At 47.7% G+C, this 18,225-nt stretch carries 18 protein-coding genes, 1 tRNA gene and 3 rRNA genes; 7 read left to right on the top strand and 15 right to left on the bottom strand.

All coding sequences use genetic code 11. The annotated features are described in order from the left end of the window. The first annotated feature begins 134 nt into the window (after positions 1 to 134). Positions 135 to 956, top strand: a complete 822-nt coding sequence (locus AC0IWZ_RS18915; protein ID WP_471678709.1) for a DUF4225 domain-containing protein — start codon at positions 135 to 137, stop codon at positions 954 to 956. A 12-nt stretch (positions 957 to 968) separates the two neighbouring features. On the opposite strand, the gene AC0IWZ_RS18920 is transcribed toward AC0IWZ_RS18915, so the two are convergent. The 6 genes from AC0IWZ_RS18920 to AC0IWZ_RS18945 form a co-directional block, all read right to left on the bottom strand. Beyond that, positions 969 to 1,286: a hypothetical protein gene (locus AC0IWZ_RS18920; protein ID WP_471678708.1), complete on the bottom strand. Its 318-nt coding sequence runs from the start codon at positions 1,284 to 1,286 to the stop codon at positions 969 to 971. A gap of 438 nt (positions 1,287 to 1,724) precedes the next feature. Then, complete coding sequence (locus AC0IWZ_RS18925) at positions 1,725 to 3,530, bottom strand: DNA primase family protein (RefSeq protein WP_471678707.1); 1,806 nt, start codon at positions 3,528 to 3,530, stop codon at positions 1,725 to 1,727. After that, a complete protein-coding gene (locus AC0IWZ_RS18930) occupies positions 3,527 to 3,760 on the bottom strand; it encodes a DUF4222 domain-containing protein (RefSeq protein ID WP_471678706.1) in 234 nt (77 codons plus the stop codon). Before AC0IWZ_RS18930 ends, AC0IWZ_RS18925 begins: the two co-directional genes overlap by 4 nt. A gap of 4 nt (positions 3,761 to 3,764) precedes the next feature. Further along, the gene (locus AC0IWZ_RS18935; RefSeq protein ID WP_471678705.1) at positions 3,765 to 4,040 is read right to left on the bottom strand and encodes a hypothetical protein; all 276 of its coding nucleotides are present in this window, start codon (positions 4,038 to 4,040) and stop codon (positions 3,765 to 3,767) included. Positions 4,041 to 4,137: 97 nt separating this feature from the next. Then, positions 4,138 to 4,554 carry a hypothetical protein gene (locus tag AC0IWZ_RS18940; protein WP_471680515.1) on the bottom strand — a complete coding sequence of 139 codons (417 nt, stop codon included), beginning with the start codon at positions 4,552 to 4,554 and terminating at the stop codon, positions 4,138 to 4,140. Further along, on the bottom strand, positions 4,547 to 4,750 hold the full coding sequence (locus AC0IWZ_RS18945; protein ID WP_471678703.1) for a host cell division inhibitor Icd-like protein: 204 nt from the start codon (positions 4,748 to 4,750) through the stop codon (positions 4,547 to 4,549). The genes AC0IWZ_RS18940 and AC0IWZ_RS18945 overlap by 8 nt, the downstream gene beginning before the upstream one ends. 192 nt (positions 4,751 to 4,942) lie before the next feature. Between AC0IWZ_RS18945 and AC0IWZ_RS18950 the strand changes: the two genes are divergently transcribed. Further along, positions 4,943 to 5,131, top strand: coding sequence for a YlcI/YnfO family protein (locus AC0IWZ_RS18950; protein ID WP_471678702.1), 189 nt, complete (start codon positions 4,943 to 4,945; stop codon positions 5,129 to 5,131). Positions 5,132 to 5,428: 297 nt separating this feature from the next. Here the strand turns inward: AC0IWZ_RS18950 and AC0IWZ_RS18955 are convergent, their stop codons facing one another. The 5 genes from AC0IWZ_RS18955 to AC0IWZ_RS18975 all read right to left on the bottom strand — a co-directional run bounded on the left by AC0IWZ_RS18955 (position 5,429) and on the right by AC0IWZ_RS18975 (position 9,244). Continuing rightward, positions 5,429 to 6,340: an ORF6N domain-containing protein gene (locus tag AC0IWZ_RS18955; protein WP_471678701.1), complete on the bottom strand. Its 912-nt coding sequence runs from the start codon at positions 6,338 to 6,340 to the stop codon at positions 5,429 to 5,431. 2 nt (positions 6,341 to 6,342) lie between these two features. Continuing rightward, positions 6,343 to 6,567, bottom strand: coding sequence for a helix-turn-helix transcriptional regulator (locus tag AC0IWZ_RS18960; protein WP_471678700.1), 225 nt, complete (start codon positions 6,565 to 6,567; stop codon positions 6,343 to 6,345). An 85-nt stretch (positions 6,568 to 6,652) separates the two neighbouring features. After that, the gene (locus tag AC0IWZ_RS18965; protein ID WP_471678699.1) at positions 6,653 to 7,411 is read right to left on the bottom strand and encodes a DUF6387 family protein; all 759 of its coding nucleotides are present in this window, start codon (positions 7,409 to 7,411) and stop codon (positions 6,653 to 6,655) included. Then, complete coding sequence (locus AC0IWZ_RS18970; protein ID WP_471678698.1) at positions 7,408 to 8,631, bottom strand: tyrosine-type recombinase/integrase; 1,224 nt, start codon at positions 8,629 to 8,631, stop codon at positions 7,408 to 7,410. The genes AC0IWZ_RS18965 and AC0IWZ_RS18970 overlap by 4 nt, the downstream gene beginning before the upstream one ends. Positions 8,632 to 8,920: 289 nt before the next feature. After that, positions 8,921 to 9,244, bottom strand: coding sequence for a DUF1889 family protein (locus tag AC0IWZ_RS18975; protein ID WP_072011214.1), 324 nt, complete (start codon positions 9,242 to 9,244; stop codon positions 8,921 to 8,923). A gap of 481 nt (positions 9,245 to 9,725) precedes the next feature. On the opposite strand from AC0IWZ_RS18975, the gene AC0IWZ_RS18980 reads away from it, so the two are divergent. The 5 genes from AC0IWZ_RS18980 to AC0IWZ_RS19000 all read left to right on the top strand — a co-directional run bounded on the left by AC0IWZ_RS18980 (position 9,726) and on the right by AC0IWZ_RS19000 (position 14,608). After that, positions 9,726 to 9,947 carry a hypothetical protein gene (locus AC0IWZ_RS18980; RefSeq protein ID WP_034498932.1) on the top strand — a complete coding sequence of 74 codons (222 nt, stop codon included), beginning with the start codon at positions 9,726 to 9,728 and terminating at the stop codon, positions 9,945 to 9,947. Positions 9,948 to 10,452: 505 nt separating this feature from the next. Then, on the top strand, positions 10,453 to 11,478 hold the full coding sequence (locus AC0IWZ_RS18985; protein WP_471678697.1) for an amino acid ABC transporter substrate-binding protein: 1,026 nt from the start codon (positions 10,453 to 10,455) through the stop codon (positions 11,476 to 11,478). Between the two features lie 69 nt (positions 11,479 to 11,547). After that, positions 11,548 to 12,729 carry an amino acid ABC transporter permease gene (locus tag AC0IWZ_RS18990; protein WP_471678696.1) on the top strand — a complete coding sequence of 394 codons (1,182 nt, stop codon included), beginning with the start codon at positions 11,548 to 11,550 and terminating at the stop codon, positions 12,727 to 12,729. 9 nt (positions 12,730 to 12,738) lie between these two features. Continuing rightward, positions 12,739 to 13,839 (top strand): amino acid ABC transporter permease, encoded by a 1,101-nt coding sequence (locus AC0IWZ_RS18995; RefSeq protein ID WP_471678695.1) that lies wholly within the window; start codon positions 12,739 to 12,741, stop codon positions 13,837 to 13,839. Between the two features lie 10 nt (positions 13,840 to 13,849). Beyond that, the gene (locus tag AC0IWZ_RS19000; protein WP_034498941.1) at positions 13,850 to 14,608 is read left to right on the top strand and encodes an amino acid ABC transporter ATP-binding protein; all 759 of its coding nucleotides are present in this window, start codon (positions 13,850 to 13,852) and stop codon (positions 14,606 to 14,608) included. Between the two features lie 97 nt (positions 14,609 to 14,705). On the opposite strand, the gene rrf (AC0IWZ_RS19005) is transcribed toward AC0IWZ_RS19000, so the two are convergent. The 4 genes from rrf (AC0IWZ_RS19005) to AC0IWZ_RS19020 form a co-directional block, all read right to left on the bottom strand. Then, a 5S ribosomal RNA gene (rrf, locus tag AC0IWZ_RS19005) occupies positions 14,706 to 14,821 on the bottom strand. A gap of 39 nt (positions 14,822 to 14,860) precedes the next feature. Next, positions 14,861 to 14,936, bottom strand: a tRNA-Thr gene (locus AC0IWZ_RS19010). Between the two features lie 15 nt (positions 14,937 to 14,951). Then, positions 14,952 to 15,067 (bottom strand): 5S ribosomal RNA (rrf, locus tag AC0IWZ_RS19015). Between the two features lie 113 nt (positions 15,068 to 15,180). Next, positions 15,181 to 18,089, bottom strand: a 23S ribosomal RNA gene (locus tag AC0IWZ_RS19020). Positions 18,090 to 18,225: the final 136 nt, after the last annotated feature.

An 18,225-nucleotide genomic window follows, 5' to 3' on the forward strand; every position in this document is an offset into this window, starting at 1 on the left:
GGCAAAAATTTATTTAACGGCAGATATTAATAATCACGATTCTGTATGAAATCATACAAATGATTTCCCATCATTTTAGTTCATGGATATTTGGCGTATTTTTTCTTGTGTCATTAATCAACAAGGAAAACCAAATGGATGATTATTTAGGTTCAAATGCCAGGAGGGATGAGCGGTATTATCGGGCAATGGGGAGCATTGAATGTGAGAGCTTAATAGCTCAGGCCCACTCACTGGCAGAACGCTATATTCAGGACATCATGTTACGCATTCAGTTTGTATCGTCAGTTGAATCATTTGCCAGACACAATCTGGATGTCTTTGCTACATCCAGAAACCGGGAAGATCGAAAACAGGCAATGCAATTTATCAAGGAAGAAATGGAAAACCTTTCAAAGCAAGATTTTATGCTGTCTATGGGGCAGGCAAAAATTTATGCCACGGCTACCTTTGAAAGACATGAAAAAACAATTAGCTATATCATTGACGGGATCGCTATTGTTCTTGGTGGGGTTCAGGTCATAAGCGGAGTCACTGTGGCTGCTGCTTCTCTGGCATCAGGTAATGTGATTGGTGTTCTTGCAGGAGCGACTCTTGTTTTAACTGGCATCAATACTGTCCAAGAGAATGTACAAAAAATACAAGGAGATAAAAAACCCACCGGATGGATCCGAGAAAAAACGATGCAAACGGCAGAGTTCATGGGGTTTGATCGTAAGACGGGTGATCTGGCTTACCTTGTTTTAGACCTTAGTTCTTCACTTTACGTTATAGGTGGTCTTTTTCTGAAACCAGAGGCATGGCGACTTTTTCATTATTTACCAACTGATTTCCAGAGGAAAATAACCACAATGGGGAAGACAGCATTAAGTCTCAAGGTTATTTCTACTGCTAATAAAATTAGAGTGATTGATAAAACCTATACTAGTGAAGATGATATTTACAATAGCAAATAATATACCTACTGGCTATGCTGATCGCTTAATATACTGACGAGCTTTGATAGCCAGTTTCATTGGGATAACGAAGTAGATAACGATTATCCCAAAAATAATTATTCCAGCATTAGCGTAAACAACTCTCATATCCAACGGGTTAGACTGAAGGATACTTGATAAAGTTGGAAGCAATATCAAAAATAAGCATATTACGCCGCCCCAAAATCTCTTAGATAAATCTCTCAGAAGCGATTCGTAAGTTACTCCATTCACCGCTTCAATATTTTGATTAAGTATTTTCAGTTCTTTAACGGTAAAACCTGCATCCAGTAAATCTTGCTCTGTCATTTCCCTATGCCTCTCTTCTTGTCCTGAACGCCATCATACGCCCGACAACTGATTTAGATTGATAAATAATGCCAGTGTCGATGCTGAATCTGGATGCTTCGAATAAAAGATAGAAATTACTTTTTATAAAAAAGTGTTCACCCTGTTCACCCCTTGTGATTTCATCATAAATATCATGTCGTTATAGGGTGTACACTATCACCTTAAAGTATTCACTAGTGTTCACCCTTACTATTCACCATTGAACATAAAAGCATGTATTGATGAATACTGGTGAACACTTGGTGAACACTTTGAGTTAAAGTATTCACCATCTTACTTAATGATTTTCATGGTATTTTTTACAAGGTGAATACTGATGAACACTTTTATCATTAAGATAATTTTTCATGCAAACACCAGATATAAAAAAGGACAGCTATAAGCCGCCCGTAAGGTTTACTCCTGCTCGCCACCCGTTGCCCTGGGTAACCATTCTTCGGCGTCCCCGTCTAACTCAACATTGGAGCGAATGCCCTGTTTAACCTTCTGCTTTGCATATTCTTTGCCATATTCAGCCATCGCGCCGGGCATATCAGCTCCGAACCGGCTTAACGACACGGGCCGTGTTAATCCATTGCCCTGCATAAACGCCATATAAGCATGATAGAGATAGCGGTGCGGATTAAACGGCATAATGTTAGCACTGCCTATAAACATGCCGTTACACTCAGCCCCGGCCAGCAGATAGCCACAAAAATCCACCAGCGAATCACCCTCGCGCTTAATCTCCAGCGCCTCTTCTGATTTGCGCTGTTCGGCCAGCAACTCCCGCGCTTCGTCCTGGCGAGCAAAACGGGTAAGCAGGAAACGAATAATGACCGCCAGTTCGCTTTCTATTTTCTCCACCAGCAAGGGATCGCGTTTATTCTCCCCGACCACTTCCGAGAAGTTAAAAATTACCCGGCGGCGCGATATCCCCCCGCTGCGGTCACTGAATGTCATAGCGTTATTGTTGACTGCCAGTACCACGGCGGGAATACGACAGGAATACGGTGCTTTATGTTTTGGATCGATGGAAACCTTATCCCCGCCTGTGATGGCCTTAATTCCAGCCCCATCACCTGCGTATCGCGTCATGTCAGGCATGATGATAAGAGAATACCCAACAATAAGCGCACGTTCGCGCGGGTTCTCCAGTGCTGCCATGCTCGCAGAAACAGCATTACCCTTACCCGCTAACATGGTGCAGATTTCCGCCATGACGCTTTTACCGCTTCCACCAGGGCCGGTAACCTCAAGAAATAACTGCCAGTCGTAGCGGTTCGCCATCACCATATACAACGCCGCCAGCAGGCGATCAGCTTTGCGGGCTTTTCCTGCCGTTGAGTGCTGCAACCACTGCCAGAAGTTCGGCGCATGGCTTGCCAGCTCCTCACCTTTCACCGCTTTGGAAAAATCCACATCACTGGCAATCAATAGCCAATCACCTTTTTGATGCTCACGAAAAATGCCCTTCCGGGTATCAAAAACACCATTACGAAAGCCAATAAGATTGCGGGCAGTATTACCCATTTGAGGCAAACTTAATTTCATGGTATCCACAGCATTTTTTACGCTGGCCTGCGAATAGGCGATTTCAGAATCAATAAAAATTCGCGCCATTTCCCGTTGCAACTCTTTATCAACCACGGGCACCCAGATAACCCCGGTGTAATGGTGCACGGTGTCCGAGTCACCATCTATCGCTAAATCATTATCATAATGCGCCGCCAGAACCTCGCCACGCTGGCTGGCCCCCATCTGGTTTAATGCTGGTGTGGTGCGCGGTTCGCCTGCGTTCTGGCCTGCTGCGGCTTGCTCTTTCGCTAGTAGGTTAAGAGCAATACTTTCCCCACGTTCGGCTTCCTCTTTCAGCCCGGCAAGGCGAGGCGTCCAGTCCTCCACCAGCTCGAGCGACGCAGAATAAAAACGGGCTTCCTGTGCACCAGCCAACGCCAGCATGGTGGCAATAGTGCTGGCCTGAACTTCACTCAGTGCGCCAGCCTGGTACACACGAACATAACGCCGACCAGGATTAATGATGCGCAGATTTGCCAGATTGTTTAATTCCTTTGCACCCAGCGTTATAGGGGGAACCGTGTCGCCTGCCTTGTTATTTTCCTGCCAGTCTTTGGCGTGAATCCAGGCATCTGCACCCGCGAATATAATCGCCTCGGTCATAGGGTCTTTTGGTAAGTGCTTTAGATTAGGTGCGGCTTTCATGCTGATTGCTCCATGCTTCCTGGCGCGGCGGCGGGTTTAAATTCACGACTCAGGCGACCAGGTGAGCACACGCAAGGTGAGCTAAAGCCGTAGCGCACATAACTAATGCGGTATTCCGTCACCTCAGTGACCATGACCAGGGAACCGGCGTTATCTGCGAACCACGCGCCCTGGCGAATTTCAGGTTGAGCGCGGCCCTCAGAATGAATCTGATTAATTTTCTTTTTCATCGTTTTATATTCCTGAAATGTTTTCGGGCTTCGTTACCAGGTAACCTGCGCAGGCCAGCAATTCGAGTAACGTTTCCAGTGAAGCTATATGCTGCTCATCACGTAAAGGCATATATGAAGTTATATGGCCGCGCTCCACATCAACCAGCACGCGCCCGTTGAATCCCTTTTCAATGGGTAAGGTTTCCATATTTAAAGTGTTAAACAATTCCCCCTCAGGGAGCCGCTGGCATTCACTGGCCTTCTTATCCAGCGACAAAGAAATAAATTGATTAGCCATGATTCACCGCCTGCAATATCAGAATGAAAAGAGCTGCTCCGGGAATTACTGCCCCGTCATAGGGGCAGAATGACCGCTTTGTTTTTACGCCAGGCGTCTATGCATACTCACCACCACGCGCAAAGCGCGGCGCTTTCAGGTCTTCAACCAGCATGGTTATCTGGTCGAAAAGAAGTCCGCAAAGCTGGCGGGTCACTGTAGGGGTGAGTGCGCAGGTTAAAAGCGCCTGTGTCAGCGCGTGGCTGTTCTCACATATCAGGTCGGAATCTGGTGTAGTTTCTTGCCGTTCGGCTGGCAGGGTATCTACGGTGAGACGCTCGATAAGGTGAGAAGGTAATGGGTTATCCAGTTCGCAAGCCAGCACATCAAGGCAGCAAGCCAGGCGACCACATAAGGCGACACGGTAAGCATTGTCGTAACATTCCACCAACTCGGCGGCGTAGCTTTCGCAAAGGTCGGCAATCTGGAATAAATCAAGGGCGGTGGTTAATGGCGAAGTGATTGAATTACGCATGGTCACCCTCGCACACTGGCAGGCAACCAGCAAACGAAAGCACATACTGACCAGCAAGTTTACGGCGGGCGTCCTGTTCGGTATCGGCCTCGATAGTAAGGCGGCAGGGTTTGGCGTGAACATCAGCGCGGGAAAGGGCGAAAAAACGGTACTCAAATTTAGGGCGAGCGAGTGTGGTACTATTTGCGATAGCCATAGCGTTAGTCCTTCTAACGTGGTGGTTAGAGGCCCGGTTTGTGTTGACGCACTACCGGGCTTCACTATTTTACACCCAAACAACCTAAGGTGTCGGACACAATGTAATTCCACAGTGTCGGACACGTCAATTATTTTCTTCTCACAAATTACGTGTATCATTGTCGGACACCAAATCAGAGGAGTCACAGAAATGGCAACAAAAGCTGTTAATGCCAAATCAAAAAGATTTGATGTTCGCGTTCCGCATGATGTAGCCGATTCCGTAGATGAACTTAAAGCAGATGGCGAAAGCATCGGGCAATTTGTAGTAACTGCATTACAAGGCGAAATAAAGCGCCGCCAGCGCCGCAAAGCAAAAGAAGACGCGCCAGAAGAGTGATTATTACTGGTGAATGACCAAAGGGCGTGGCCGCAATCCGCGCCCTTTTTATTTTGTCCTGCGCAATCTCCACGCAGTGTGGCTGGTGGCTTTATGTGGATTTCAATATGGGGATTCCCATAACGGAAACTATTCAAGAGCACACGCTGTGCCTGCTTAAATATATTCCTCACCGTGTTTTGGGCGTAGCGCTGCCCGTTCCGGCTGTTGCCAGTTTTTTTCATGTTCATTTTTTTCGCTATTGCCTGTGAGTTAAAGATTTCGCCGCCTGGTGTTAGCGTGGCGCGTTCTTAATACTTAATCCTGTTTGGGTGGCGTTTGGCCCACCAGCGCCGATAATTCCTTATCGTGGGTAAACTCGCTATTCCAATCAGTTTTCATTGGTAGCTCGCCTTTCAGGTACCGGCGGTAAATCCAGATAGCCCCCTTTTTGAGTAGCACCGGGCTAAATGCTTCAAAACTCTTTTGGCCTTTCGTGATGGGCTGCGATGTTTCTGTGAGATAACGATCCCGCGCATATGAAGCCACGCGCCAGCTTGCGTTACTGCTGTTGGGCTTGTCGTCATACAGCCAGCCCACTACCGAAAGCCCGTGATTAACCTTGTTGGTGTTTACCCCATTCAAACGGCGGCAAAACTGAACCGGCGTAAGACCCTCGGAAAATAATTCCTCCAGGTGGTCTATGTATCTGGCCTGGCGCTGCACATAACCAAGCGCCTTATTTTTTTCCTCGTACTCATCAGCCCATGCGCGAGCGGCAGCGGCGGGATCTGAAAAATCCGGTACCACCAGCGCGGTAGACTTCTCCCGGATAAAATAGCTTTCTTCCATCCTTTCGAAAAAAGACCAAGCCTCGTCTGTATCCACAATCTTTGACATGCGGGCCGCGCCGCGCTGTGTCCATAGGGTTAGTGAGGTAGTGTGTTTATTAACCGAGTAAATATTATTGATGTGGTTGCGAAATGCTCTTAGGGCTGTTCCCTTCACGGTGTGGATATGGACTCCTTCAACAAAGCGATCCCGATTGTTGAAAAGATTCATACGAATATTGTTTTCAGTGGTGCCGTAACCGGTCGCCAGGCTTTCAGTAGTGACGACACGAACACCACACCATTCAATAACAGGTAACAGGGCTTTAGGGTTGCGTGGGCTGCTGGTGGGCGACCCACCAGCGCCGATGGTAGGGATTTCGTAGGAAAGGCGCTTCATGATTAAGCCGCCTTATCGTTCGTGGTGATTTTGGTGCGGCTGTTCAGCCATTCCAAAACCTCGGAAAGCATCCACCCCATAGAGCGGCCACCGAGCTGGCGGCGCGTTGGGAAGTTACCGGCCTTTTCCATCATATAGCGGGTTGTGCGTGCCAGTCCTGTAAGTTGCTTACATTCCCGCTCACGCACAATGCGATCCGGGGAAAGTGATTGTTCTTTGATGTTCATAAATACCTCTGCCGTGTTTCCGTTTCGTTCAGTGGTATTCTGGTATGGGTTTTAAATGTAAGTAACCGCAAAACAAATAATTATTTTATCGTCGAGTTTTTTTATGATTTTTTTTCGACTTAATTTCTAGATGAAACTTCTCGATAACTTCCGCTGAAAACAGATTTACTGTGAATGGCTGAATAGTATCAATAATTGACTTCTCCCCATATTCTCCATTCGGATATAACGCAACAGCCAATACACTGTACTGAATATCATGACCAGTTGCGCGTTGCCAATCGAGCAAATCATTTAGCGCAAAAGATTTATATTTAATTATTTTCTCTCTTGTTTTTTCCCACGTTGTTTTTATTCTGACTGGCTGTTTCTCAAAACCAAATTTCATACGCCACTTAGGCAGCAAACCCCTTAACTCACTAATTATGCGGTCATCACTACTGTAAAGATCAATTTTGCAAAAAACTTCACCGAACATACTCGCACCATCTATAAGCCCGTTAACATGACTATATTCATGGGCCATATTTTCACTATCTAATTCAATTTGTTCTAAGATATAGACAACATCACTCACACCCAGCGCAATTACTACCGACCCACTATCAATCAGCTTTTGCTTCGACCTCCATTCTTTTAAATTATCCTCCTGCATTAAATTCAAGCCAAATCCACTTTTCAAGTCATGCGTAAAATAATTATTATTTTCATATCTCTGCGTTAGTTTAGAATTATATCTACAACTAAGCTCATGAAATAAATCATCATCACTGTACTCCGCGAATTTCTCATAGTAATTCAGATCAAACCATGCAGGAAGATTTCTTTTAGATGTTATTTTCACTTCGCCACCTTAAATAAAACAACATTGTCATTATTATTTGCTAACACATCGAGGCGCTCCATCCAGATATTAAGAGCTTCCAGTTTTTCGGGTAAATACTGGCTTTTGTTATACACAGCCATTACACCGGGCATGGTGTGACCAAGGAGCTGCTCAACCACATGTGGAGCTATACCTAAATTATTTAACGTAGTGGAGAAAGTCCGGCGCAAGTCGTGAAGTGACCACGGCGTCTTATGGCCTAGCCGTTTATAAATACCTCGTCCCCACTGACTCACTGCGGATGATTCTTTTACTTCACCGAGTAGAAAACCACTTTTTTTGTGCTGTACATGTAGCGCCTCAATAAATGGCCGCACCGCTTCAGGTATTGGCCTGATAATTTTTGCACCACCCTTGCTATGCACTTTTGGAACCGTCCAGACCCATTTCTTTAAATCCCACTCATCCCATGTAGATAAGCGCGGCTCCTGAGAACGGCACCCAAAAACCACCAGCAAACGCAAAATATTTGCGTAATAGGGTTTAAATTTTCTCTCAGCACATGAGCGCCAAATGTCAGCGATCTCGTCTTCGTCATGCTCCCTGTCGCCTACCTCCTGTTTTTTCCCCACATCTGGAATAGTCAGATCGTCCAGGGCGTTACTGGTGGCATATCGGCGAACCCGGCAAAACTTTAGCGCCTGTTTACTCATCTGTAGGATGTAACCGGCTGCAACGGGGGATTCTTTCTTAATTCTGTCAAAACACTCTAACCAATGATGTGTTTCACACATGGTTAACGGCAGAGAGCCAATGTATGGATAAATATGTTTTTCTAACTGTGCCTGGTGGCGCACCACGTTTGCGCGATGTGCTGTTGCGTACTCTTTTATCCAATACTTGAGCGCATCGCTCACGGTAACAGGCTTAAGCGTTTCCTGAACCGTTACATTGAGCTGGTGCTTTGGATTGCTCCCCTCGGCTAGCCAAGTCCTGCATTGCTCCCGCTTCTCTCTGGCAACTTTAAGAGAAAGCTCTGGGTAGTTGCCCAACTTGATCCGCTGCGGCGTTGCTTCTCTTCCACCAGTTCGATATGTGAAGAACCAAGTCATTAGCCCTGCTTTTGAGACTTTTACACTCAGCCCTTCACCATCGGCATAAAAATTATCTCCTGGACTATTTCGGCCATTCATCTTACGTAATGACGCATCACTTAACTTATTCGTTCCACCAGCCATATCAGACCCAAAAAAATCAGTTCATATGCAAAATAGACTACACCATAGACTACACATGCGCATGAACCCCCATAAACAGAGGTGAACGAATTTAAACCAATAATTATGATATTTGTTTTATATTCAATAAATTATGTGAACATAAAGGAACAAGGAAAAACTGCAAAAAACACTATTTTGCAAAATACGGCATGAACTGATATTAATCAGTTAAGTTGTTGTTTAAAAAGGCGCTACTCGGCATGGGGAAGCGCCTTTTTTAATTTTGGTGATGCGCGTGTGTAGAAACTCACACTAGCGCTCTGAGTTCTTCCCGCATATAGGAAGAAAAGTATTCAGGGTTTTTAATAACAATACGATTTTCGGACTCAACTTTTTCAGCCCAACCGGCCACCTTTTTCGTGAACTCAGTATTCCATCCCTCCTGATCACCGCGAGCCGTCACATCGGCAGCACTAACCGGTACGCCCAACTCTTTCAGATACTTAAAAATTCCTTTAGTTGTACTTTCGTCCATAGAATCTGGCGTTGATGCGGATGTATTCATACCGCCAATGTAGTCCAATGCTTTTTCAATGACAGTTGGCATATTCTTGTCCTTAAAATTGTCCATGTTTTAAACGAGTCGGTGCATGCACCGACTCCCTCAGTTAACCATATGATTTAAAAGGTTACCATTATGGGTGAGCACCCTTTTAAATAGTTGTGACACACTGAACGCTTCCTGAGGAAATGGTCACTTTTAAATCTGAAAAGTGGTTGCTGCTGGTGCAAGAACGAGCATGGCTGGAAGCGTTGCCTGTTGAATTATAGGCACGCCTTGAGAAGCACTGTGTGAACCACGATAACTTTACTTTGCTATGCCGGATTAAAATCCGAAAATGCTCAAATTCATTTTCTCTCCACATTTATTTGCTTTTGCCCCCTTCTCTCCACTTTGTTTACACAGCACATGAATTGCAATTATTCCCTTCTCTCGCAAGGGTGATGACGGTGATAAAATCACCATATTCACGCCGGTTCAGGTTTGTAGATTTCCCGTAGCCCACAGCGCGAGTTATCCCTCACCGGGGTTTGCTTCAATGAGGTTCCAAATGAAAAAGCTAATTGCTGCTGCGTTGCTTTCAACACTTCTGGCAGGTTGTGCAACCGAGTCACCTTGCGTGCCTGTTTATGATGATCAGGGTCGCCTGGTGCACACCAATACCTGCATGAAAGGGACGACTCAGGATAACTGGGAAACCGCAGGCGCAATCGCCGGTGGTGCCGCTGCGATTGCAGGCTTAACGCTTGGTATCGTTGCATTAACTAAATAAGCATTCCGTTCGAATTACAAAAAGCGCGCCCAATCAGGGCGCGCTTTTTTATTGAGAAAATCCCTCTGCATCTTTTAAGTGCAAGCAAAGATACCCCCCTTCCTTTTTAGGTCGCCCCTGCAGCCCTTTTAGCGTGAAACGAATCACTCAGTTTCGTGCTTTTTTGTTTTGTTGCATCAAGAGCCGTGATGCTTCTCACACCCCAACATTAATAGCACCCAAGCTAATATTAACGTCAGAAACTACTTCTTTTCATATGATCTAAAACTGAAACTTTTTTGTGCTGAAATGTGGCGTAGGTTTCATTTTTGCACCGTTTCAGGGCGCTGCGAGCGATTTTTCCTGTCTACACTCAGCTAACTGCGACGAGTGGTACACGCATACCGCGACTCGCAATCTTGGCACTCCCTTTGCTTTAACAAGACTGGCAGATGCCACAGACAGGAAAACGGCGCCACGCAAGCGCCAATACTTATAACGATAATTTCGCCACACAGGATGCATTATGAAAAAGACGCTACTCTCCACTCTGGTCGCAGCCGGTGCATTATTCGCAATCGTCGGCCATGCTCACGCAGGGACCACGTTTGAAGCGGTAAAAAAGAAAGGTTTTGTGCAATGCGGGATTAGCGATGGCCTGCCAGGTTTTTCCTATGCTGATGCCAACGGGAAGTTTACCGGCATTGATGTAGACGTTTGTCGCGGTGTTGCTGCTGCGGTATTTGGGGATGCCTCGAAAGTTAAATACACCCCGCTGACAGCAAAAGAGCGTTTCACCGCCCTCCAGTCTGGCGAAGTGGACATTCTGTCGCGTAATACCACCTGGACGTCCTCTCGTGATGCTGGCATGGGCATGATGTTTACTGGCGTCACTTATTACGATGGTATCGGCTTCCTGACGCACAACAAAGCAGGTCTGAAGAGTGCGAAAGAGCTGGATGGCGCAACAGTTTGTATTCAGGCTGGGACAGACACAGAGTTGAACGTGGCTGACTACTTCAAAGCCAACAACATGAAGTACACCCCAGTGACCTTCGACCGTTCTGATGAATCAGCCAAAGCGCTGGAATCAGGCCGTTGCGATACGCTGGCTTCTGATCAGTCTCAGCTTTACGCCCTCCGTATCAAATTGAGCACGCCAGGCGAGTGGCTCGTTCTTCCTGAAGTCATCTCCAAAGAACCTCTTGGCCCGGTAGTTCGTCGCGGTGATGAAGATTGGTTCTCCATCATACGCTGGACGCTGTTCGCTATGCTGAATGCCGAAGAAATGGGCGTTGACTCTAAAAACGTTGACCAGATGGCCGCTAACCCGACAACACCAGATATGGCGCATCTGTTAGGCAAAGAAGGCGATTTCGGTAAAGACCTCAAGCTCGATAACAAATGGGCTTATAACATCGTTAAGCAAGTGGGTAACTACGCTGAAATCTTTGAGCATAACGTGGGTTCTGATAGCCCACTGAAGATTAAGCGCGGGCAAAATAATCTGTGGAATAAAGGTGGCATTCAGTACGCACCACCGGTTCGCTAAGCGAGACGTCAAAATGGGCACTGCCGCGGTAGTGCCCAGGGTTTGAGTTCATGTTATTGAGGTTCGCTTATGTCCCATCGCCGCCCACTCCTAAAAGGAGATATCTCCTTTTCAAATCCTGCGGTTCGTGCGTGGCTGTATCAGATTATTGCGGTCATCATCGTCGCTGGCATTGCCATTTACCTGATACACAACACCGTCACCAACCTTAGCAATCGTGGCATTACCTCCGGTTTTGCATTCCTGGATCGCAGCGCAGGCTTCGGTATTGTTCAGCATCTCATTGATTATGAGCAGGGTGATACTTATGGCCGGGTGTTTATGGTCGGCCTGCTGAATACCCTTTTGGTTTCTGCGTTATGCATCGTGTTTGCTTCATTTATCGGCTTCTTCCTCGGTTTAGCCCGGCTTTCCGATAACTGGCTTCTACGCAAACTTTCTACTTTTTATATCGAGACGTTCCGCAATATCCCTCCTTTATTACAGATTTTCTTCTGGTATTTTGCAGTACTGCGCAACTTACCCGGCCCCCGTCAGGCGGTTAATGCCTTTGATCTTCTCTTTCTGAGCAACCGTGGGCTCTACATCCCTTCTCCGCAAATAGGTGAAGGAATACTGGCCTTTATTGCTGCTATTGCGGCTGCATTGATCCTTTCTGCGGGCCTGTTTCGCTACAACAAAATGCACCAGATAAAAACTGGGCAATTGCGCCGTACATGGCCCTTTGCTTTGTGTTTATTGATATTGCTGCCGATTGCTGCTCAATGGATTTTCGGCGCGGCACTGCACTGGGATGTCCCAGCTTTGCGTGGGTTCAACTTCCGCGGAGGTATGGTGCTTATTCCTGAGCTTGCGGCATTAACTCTCGCATTGTCGGTTTATACATCCGCTTTTATTGCCGAAATTATTCGTGCCGGAATCCAGTCAGTGCCTTATGGCCAGCACGAAGCGGCGCGCTCATTAGGCATACCTAACCCGGTCACATTACGCCAGGTCATCATTCCTCAGGCAATGCGCGTCATCATTCCACCGCTTACGAGTCAGTATCTCAATATCGTGAAAAACTCCTCTCTGGCGGCCGCTATTGGATATCCGGATATGGTTTCTTTATTTGCCGGAACGGTGCTGAATCAGACGGGTCAAGCCATTGAAACTATTGCCATAACGATGTCGGTATATCTGATTATCAGCCTGACAATATCTCTCTTGATGAATATCTATAATCGGCGAATAGCCCTGATTGAGCGCTAAGGAACCACGATGACAAAAGTATTGATGTCACATCACACGCGCCCAAAAGCTGTTCGGTCCGGAGCTGTGCAGTGGGCACGCAAGAATCTCTTTTCAAGCTGGTCTAATAGCTTACTGACTATTTTCTGTTTGTGGATGATGTGGAAGCTGATCCCGCCATTGTTAAACTGGACGATTTTCCAGGCGAACTGGATAGGTGATAGCCGTGCTGATTGCACCAAAGAAGGTGCTTGTTGGGTGTTTATTCATGCACGTTTTGGGCAATTTATGTACGGACTTTATCCTCATGATCAACGCTGGCGTATCAACCTGGCGCTTTTGATTGGCCTGGCTTCCATCATTCCTATGTTCTGGAATGCGATGCCGCGCCGGGGGCGTTATATCGCGGTGTGGGCTGTCGTCTATCCATTAGTTGTTTGGGGTTTATTGTACGGTGGGTTTTTAGGGTTGGATCGTGTCGAAACACGTCAGTGGGGAGGGTTAACTTTAACGTTAATCATTGCATCCGTTGGGATCGCCGGAGCATTGCCGCTGGGGATCTTATTGGCATTAGGCCGCCGTTCAACAATGCCTGTCGTCAGAATTTTGTCGGTGGTGTTTATTGAATTCTGGCGCGGTGTGCCGCTAATCACCGTATTGTTTATGTCATCCGTCATGCTGCCGTTATTTCTATCCGAAGGGACAAGCATTGATAAATTGATCCGCGCATTGGTTGGTGTGATTTTGTTCCAGTCGGCCTATGTGGCAGAAGTCGTACGTGGCGGCTTACAGGCGCTACCAAAAGGGCAGTATGAAGCGGCGGAATCTCTGGCGCTAGGATACTGGAAAACACAGGGGCTGGTTATCTTACCTCAAGCCCTAAAAATGGTCATTCCAGGCCTGGTTAATACCATTATCGCCCTATTCAAAGACACCAGTCTGGTGATCATTATTGGCTTGTTTGATCTCTTCAGTAGCGTGCAACAAGCCACGGTTGATCCCGCCTGGCTAGGCATGTCGACCGAAGGATATGTTTTTGCCGCGCTTATCTACTGGATTTTCTGCTTCAGTATGTCGCGCTACAGCCAGCATCTTGAAAAACGTTTTAACACCGGAAGAGCACCGCACTGAGGATGAATAAATGAGCCAAATGACTATGCAACCCGCTGATGCGATGATCATGCTGGAGAATGTTAATAAGTGGTACGGGCAATTTCACGTACTGAAAGATATTAATCTGAAGGTCAAACAAGGTGAACGTATTGTTCTATGCGGCCCTTCCGGTTCAGGTAAATCAACAACAATTCGTTGTATAAACCACCTGGAAGAGCATCAACAAGGGCGTATTGTCGTTGATGGAACCGAGCTGAATGATGATTTGCGCAATATTGAGAAAGTGCGGACTGAGGTTGGCATGGTATTTCAGCACTTTAACCTTTTCCCACATCTGACCGTACTGCAAAACTGCACGCTTGCCCCAATTTGGGTGCGCAAAATGCCCAAGAAAGAGGCCGAAGCACTCGCAATGCATTACCTGGAACGCGTGCGAATTGCCGAGCACGCGCATAAATTCCCAGGACAAATCTCTGGTGGGCAACAGCAGCGCGTGGCGATTGCTCGCTCGTTATGTATGAAGCCCAAGATCATGCTGTTTGATGAACCCACTTCTGCACTCGATCCTGAGATGGTTAAAGAAGTGCTTGATACGATGATTGGCCTGGCAGAATCTGGCATGACGATGTTGTGTGTAACGCACGAAATGGGCTTTGCACGAACGGTAGCTGATAGAGTTATCTTTATGGATCGAGGGGAAATTGTTGAACAAGCGCCCCCCGATGAGTTCTTTGCACATCCGAAGTCAGAGCGTACCAGAGCTTTCTTGTCGCAGGTTATTCATTGATATTCAAAGATAAAGGCCACAATAGTGGCCTTATTTTCCTGACAAAAGTCCATAACAAAAAGGCCATCCTTTCGGATGGCCTTTTTGTTTATTTGAAGCCTGGCAGTTCCCTACTCTCGCATGGGGAGACCCCACACTACCATCGGCGCTACGGCGTTTCACTTCTGAGTTCGGCATGGGGTCAGGTGGGACCACCGCGCTACTGCCGCCAGGCAAATTCTTTATCCAGCGCCGAACTTTAAACCTAAAAACTGGTGCTGATACCCAGAGTCGAACTGGGGACCTCACCCTTACCAAGGGTGCGCTCTACCAACTGAGCCATATCAGCACACTTTAATTTGGAGCCTGGCAGTTCCCTACTCTCGCATGGGGAGACCCCACACTACCATCGGCGCTACGGCGTTTCACTTCTGAGTTCGGCATGGGGTCAGGTGGGACCACCGCGCTACTGCCGCCAGGCATATTCTGTTTCATCAACCGTTATGCTGTTCACACAACCATTGACTTAAAATCTCGGTTCAAGCTGAAAATTAAATATCTTAGTCTCTCAACCAAAACACCTTCGGTGTTGTAAGGTTAAGCCTCACGGATCATTAGTACTGGTTAGCTCAACGTATCGCTACGCTTACACACCCAGCCTATCAACGTCGTAGTCTTCAACGTTCCTTCAGGACCCTTAAAGGGTCAGGGAGAACTCATCTCGGGGCAAGTTTCGCGCTTAGATGCTTTCAGCGCTTATCTTTTCCGCATTTAGCTACCGGGCAATGCCATTGGCATGACAACCCGAACACCAGTGATGCGTCCACTCCGGTCCTCTCGTACTAGGAGCAGCCCCCCTCAATTCTCCAGCGCCCACGGCAGATAGGGACCGAACTGTCTCACGACGTTCTAAACCCAGCTCGCGTACCACTTTAAATGGCGAACAGCCATACCCTTGGGACCTACTTCAGCCCCAGGATGTGATGAGCCGACATCGAGGTGCCAAACACCGCCGTCGATATGAACTCTTGGGCGGTATCAGCCTGTTATCCCCGGAGTACCTTTTATCCGTTGAGCGATGGCCCTTCCATTCAGAACCACCGGATCACTAAGACCTGCTTTCGCACCTGCTCGAGCCGTCACTCTCGCAGTCAAGCTAGCTTATGCCTTTGCACTAACCTCACGATGTCCGACCGTGATTAGCTAACCTTCGTGCTCCTCCGTTACGCTTTAGGAGGAGACCGCCCCAGTCAAACTACCCACCAGACACTGTCCGCAACCCGGATCACGGGTCTACGTTAGAACATCAAACATTAAAGGGTGGTATTTCAAGGTTGGCTCCATGCAGACTGGCGTCCACACTTCAAAGCCTCCCACCTATCCTACACATCAAGGCTCAATGTTCAGTGTCAAGCTATAGTAAAGGTTCACGGGGTCTTTCCGTCTTGCCGCGGGTACACTGCATCTTCACAGCGATTTCAATTTCACTGAGTCTCGGGTGGAGACAGCCTGGCCATCATTACGCCATTCGTGCAGGTCGGAACTTACCCGACAAGGAATTTCGCTACCTTAGGACCGTTATAGTTACGGCCGCCGTTTACCGGGGCTTCGATCAAGAGCTTCAGCTTGCGCTTAACCCCATCAATTAACCTTCCGGCACCGGGCAGGCGTCACACCGTATACGTCCACTTTCGTGTTTGCACAGTGCTGTGTTTTTAATAAACAGTTGCAGCCAGCTGGTATCTTCGACTGCCTTCAGCTCCATCCGCGAGGGACTTCACCTACCGACAGCGTGCCTTCTCCCGAAGTTACGGCACCATTTTGCCTAGTTCCTTCACCCGAGTTCTCTCAAGCGCCTTGGTATTCTCTACCTGACCACCTGTGTCGGTTTGGGGTACGATTCGTTGTTACCTGATGCTTAGAGGCTTTTCCTGGAAGTGCGGCATTTGTTACTTCAGCACCGTAGTGCCTCGTCATCACACCTCAGCGTTAGATAAGAGTCCGGATTTACCTAAACTCTCCGCCTACATGCTTAAACCGGGACAACCGTCGCCCGGCTAACATAGCCCTCTCCGTCCCCCCTTCGCAGTAACACCGAGTACAGGAATATTAACCTGTTTCCCATCGACTACGCCTTTCGGCCTCGCCTTAGGGGTCGACTCACCCTGCCCCGATTAACGTTGGACAGGAACCCTTGGTCTTCCGGCGAGCGGGTTTTTCACCCGCTTTATCGTTACTTATGTCAGCATTCGCACTTCTGATACCTCCACCAGACCTCACAGTCCAGCTTCAACGGCTTACAGAACGCTCCCCTACCCAACAACGCATAAGCGTCGCTGCCGCAGCTTCGGTGCATGGTTTAGCCCCGTTACATCTTCCGCGCAGGCCGACTCGACCAGTGAGCTATTACGCTTTCTTTAAATGATGGCTGCTTCTAAGCCAACATCCTGGCTGTCTGTGCCTTCCCACATCGTTTCCCACTTAACCATGACTTTGGGACCTTAGCTGGCGGTCTGGGTTGTTTCCCTCTTCACGACGGACGTTAGCACCCGCCGTGTGTCTCCCGTGATAACATTCTTCGGTATTCGTAGTTTGCATCGGGTTGGTAAGCCGGGATGGCCCCCTAGCCGAAACAGTGCTCTACCCCCGAAGATGAGTTCACGAGGCGCTACCTAAATAGCTTTCGGGGAGAACCAGCTATCTCCCGGTTTGATTGGCCTTTCACCCCCAGCCACAAGTCATCCGCTAATTTTTCAACATTAGTCGGTTCGGTCCTCCAGTTAGTGTTACCCAACCTTCAACCTGCCCATGGCTAGATCACCGGGTTTCGGGTCTATACCCTGCAACTTAACGCCCAGTTAAGACTCGGTTTCCCTGCGGCTCCCCTATACGGTTAACCTTGCTACAGAATATAAGTCGCTGACCCATTATACAAAAGGTACGCAGTCACCCCATAAAAGAGGCTCCCACTGCTTGTACGTACACGGTTTCAGGTTCTGTTTCACTCCCCTCGCCGGGGTTCTTTTCGCCTTTCCCTCACGGTACTGGTTCACTATCGGTCAGTCAGGAGTATTTAGCCTTGGAGGATGGTCCCCCCATATTCAGACAGGATACCACGTGTCCCGCCCTACTCTTCGAGTTCACAGCATGTGCATTTTTGTGTACGGGAGTATCACCCTGTACCCTGCGACTTTCCAGACGCTTCCACTAATACACAAACTGATTCAGACTCTGGGCTGCTCCCCGTTCGCTCGCCGCTACTGGGGGAATCTCGGTTGATTTCTTTTCCTCGGGGTACTTAGATGTTTCAGTTCCCCCGGTTCGCTTCGTTAAGCTATGTATTCACTTAACGATAGTGCAACGAATTGCACTGGGTTTCCCCATTCGGAAATCGTCGGTTATAACGGTTCATATCACCTTACCGACGCTTATCGCAGATTAGCACGTCCTTCATCGCCTCTGACTGCCAGGGCATCCACCGTGTACGCTTAGTCGCTTAACCTCACAACCCGAAGATGTCTCGTGAGACACAATCGATGTTGTGAAAATTTGAGAGACTCGAACATATCGTATTCCCATTCCTTATTACGGAGGAATGAGACGACATGTCGTTTCAATTTTCAGCTTGTTCCGGATTT

It is taken from the genome of Buttiauxella sp. AC142, assembly GCF_979253435.1.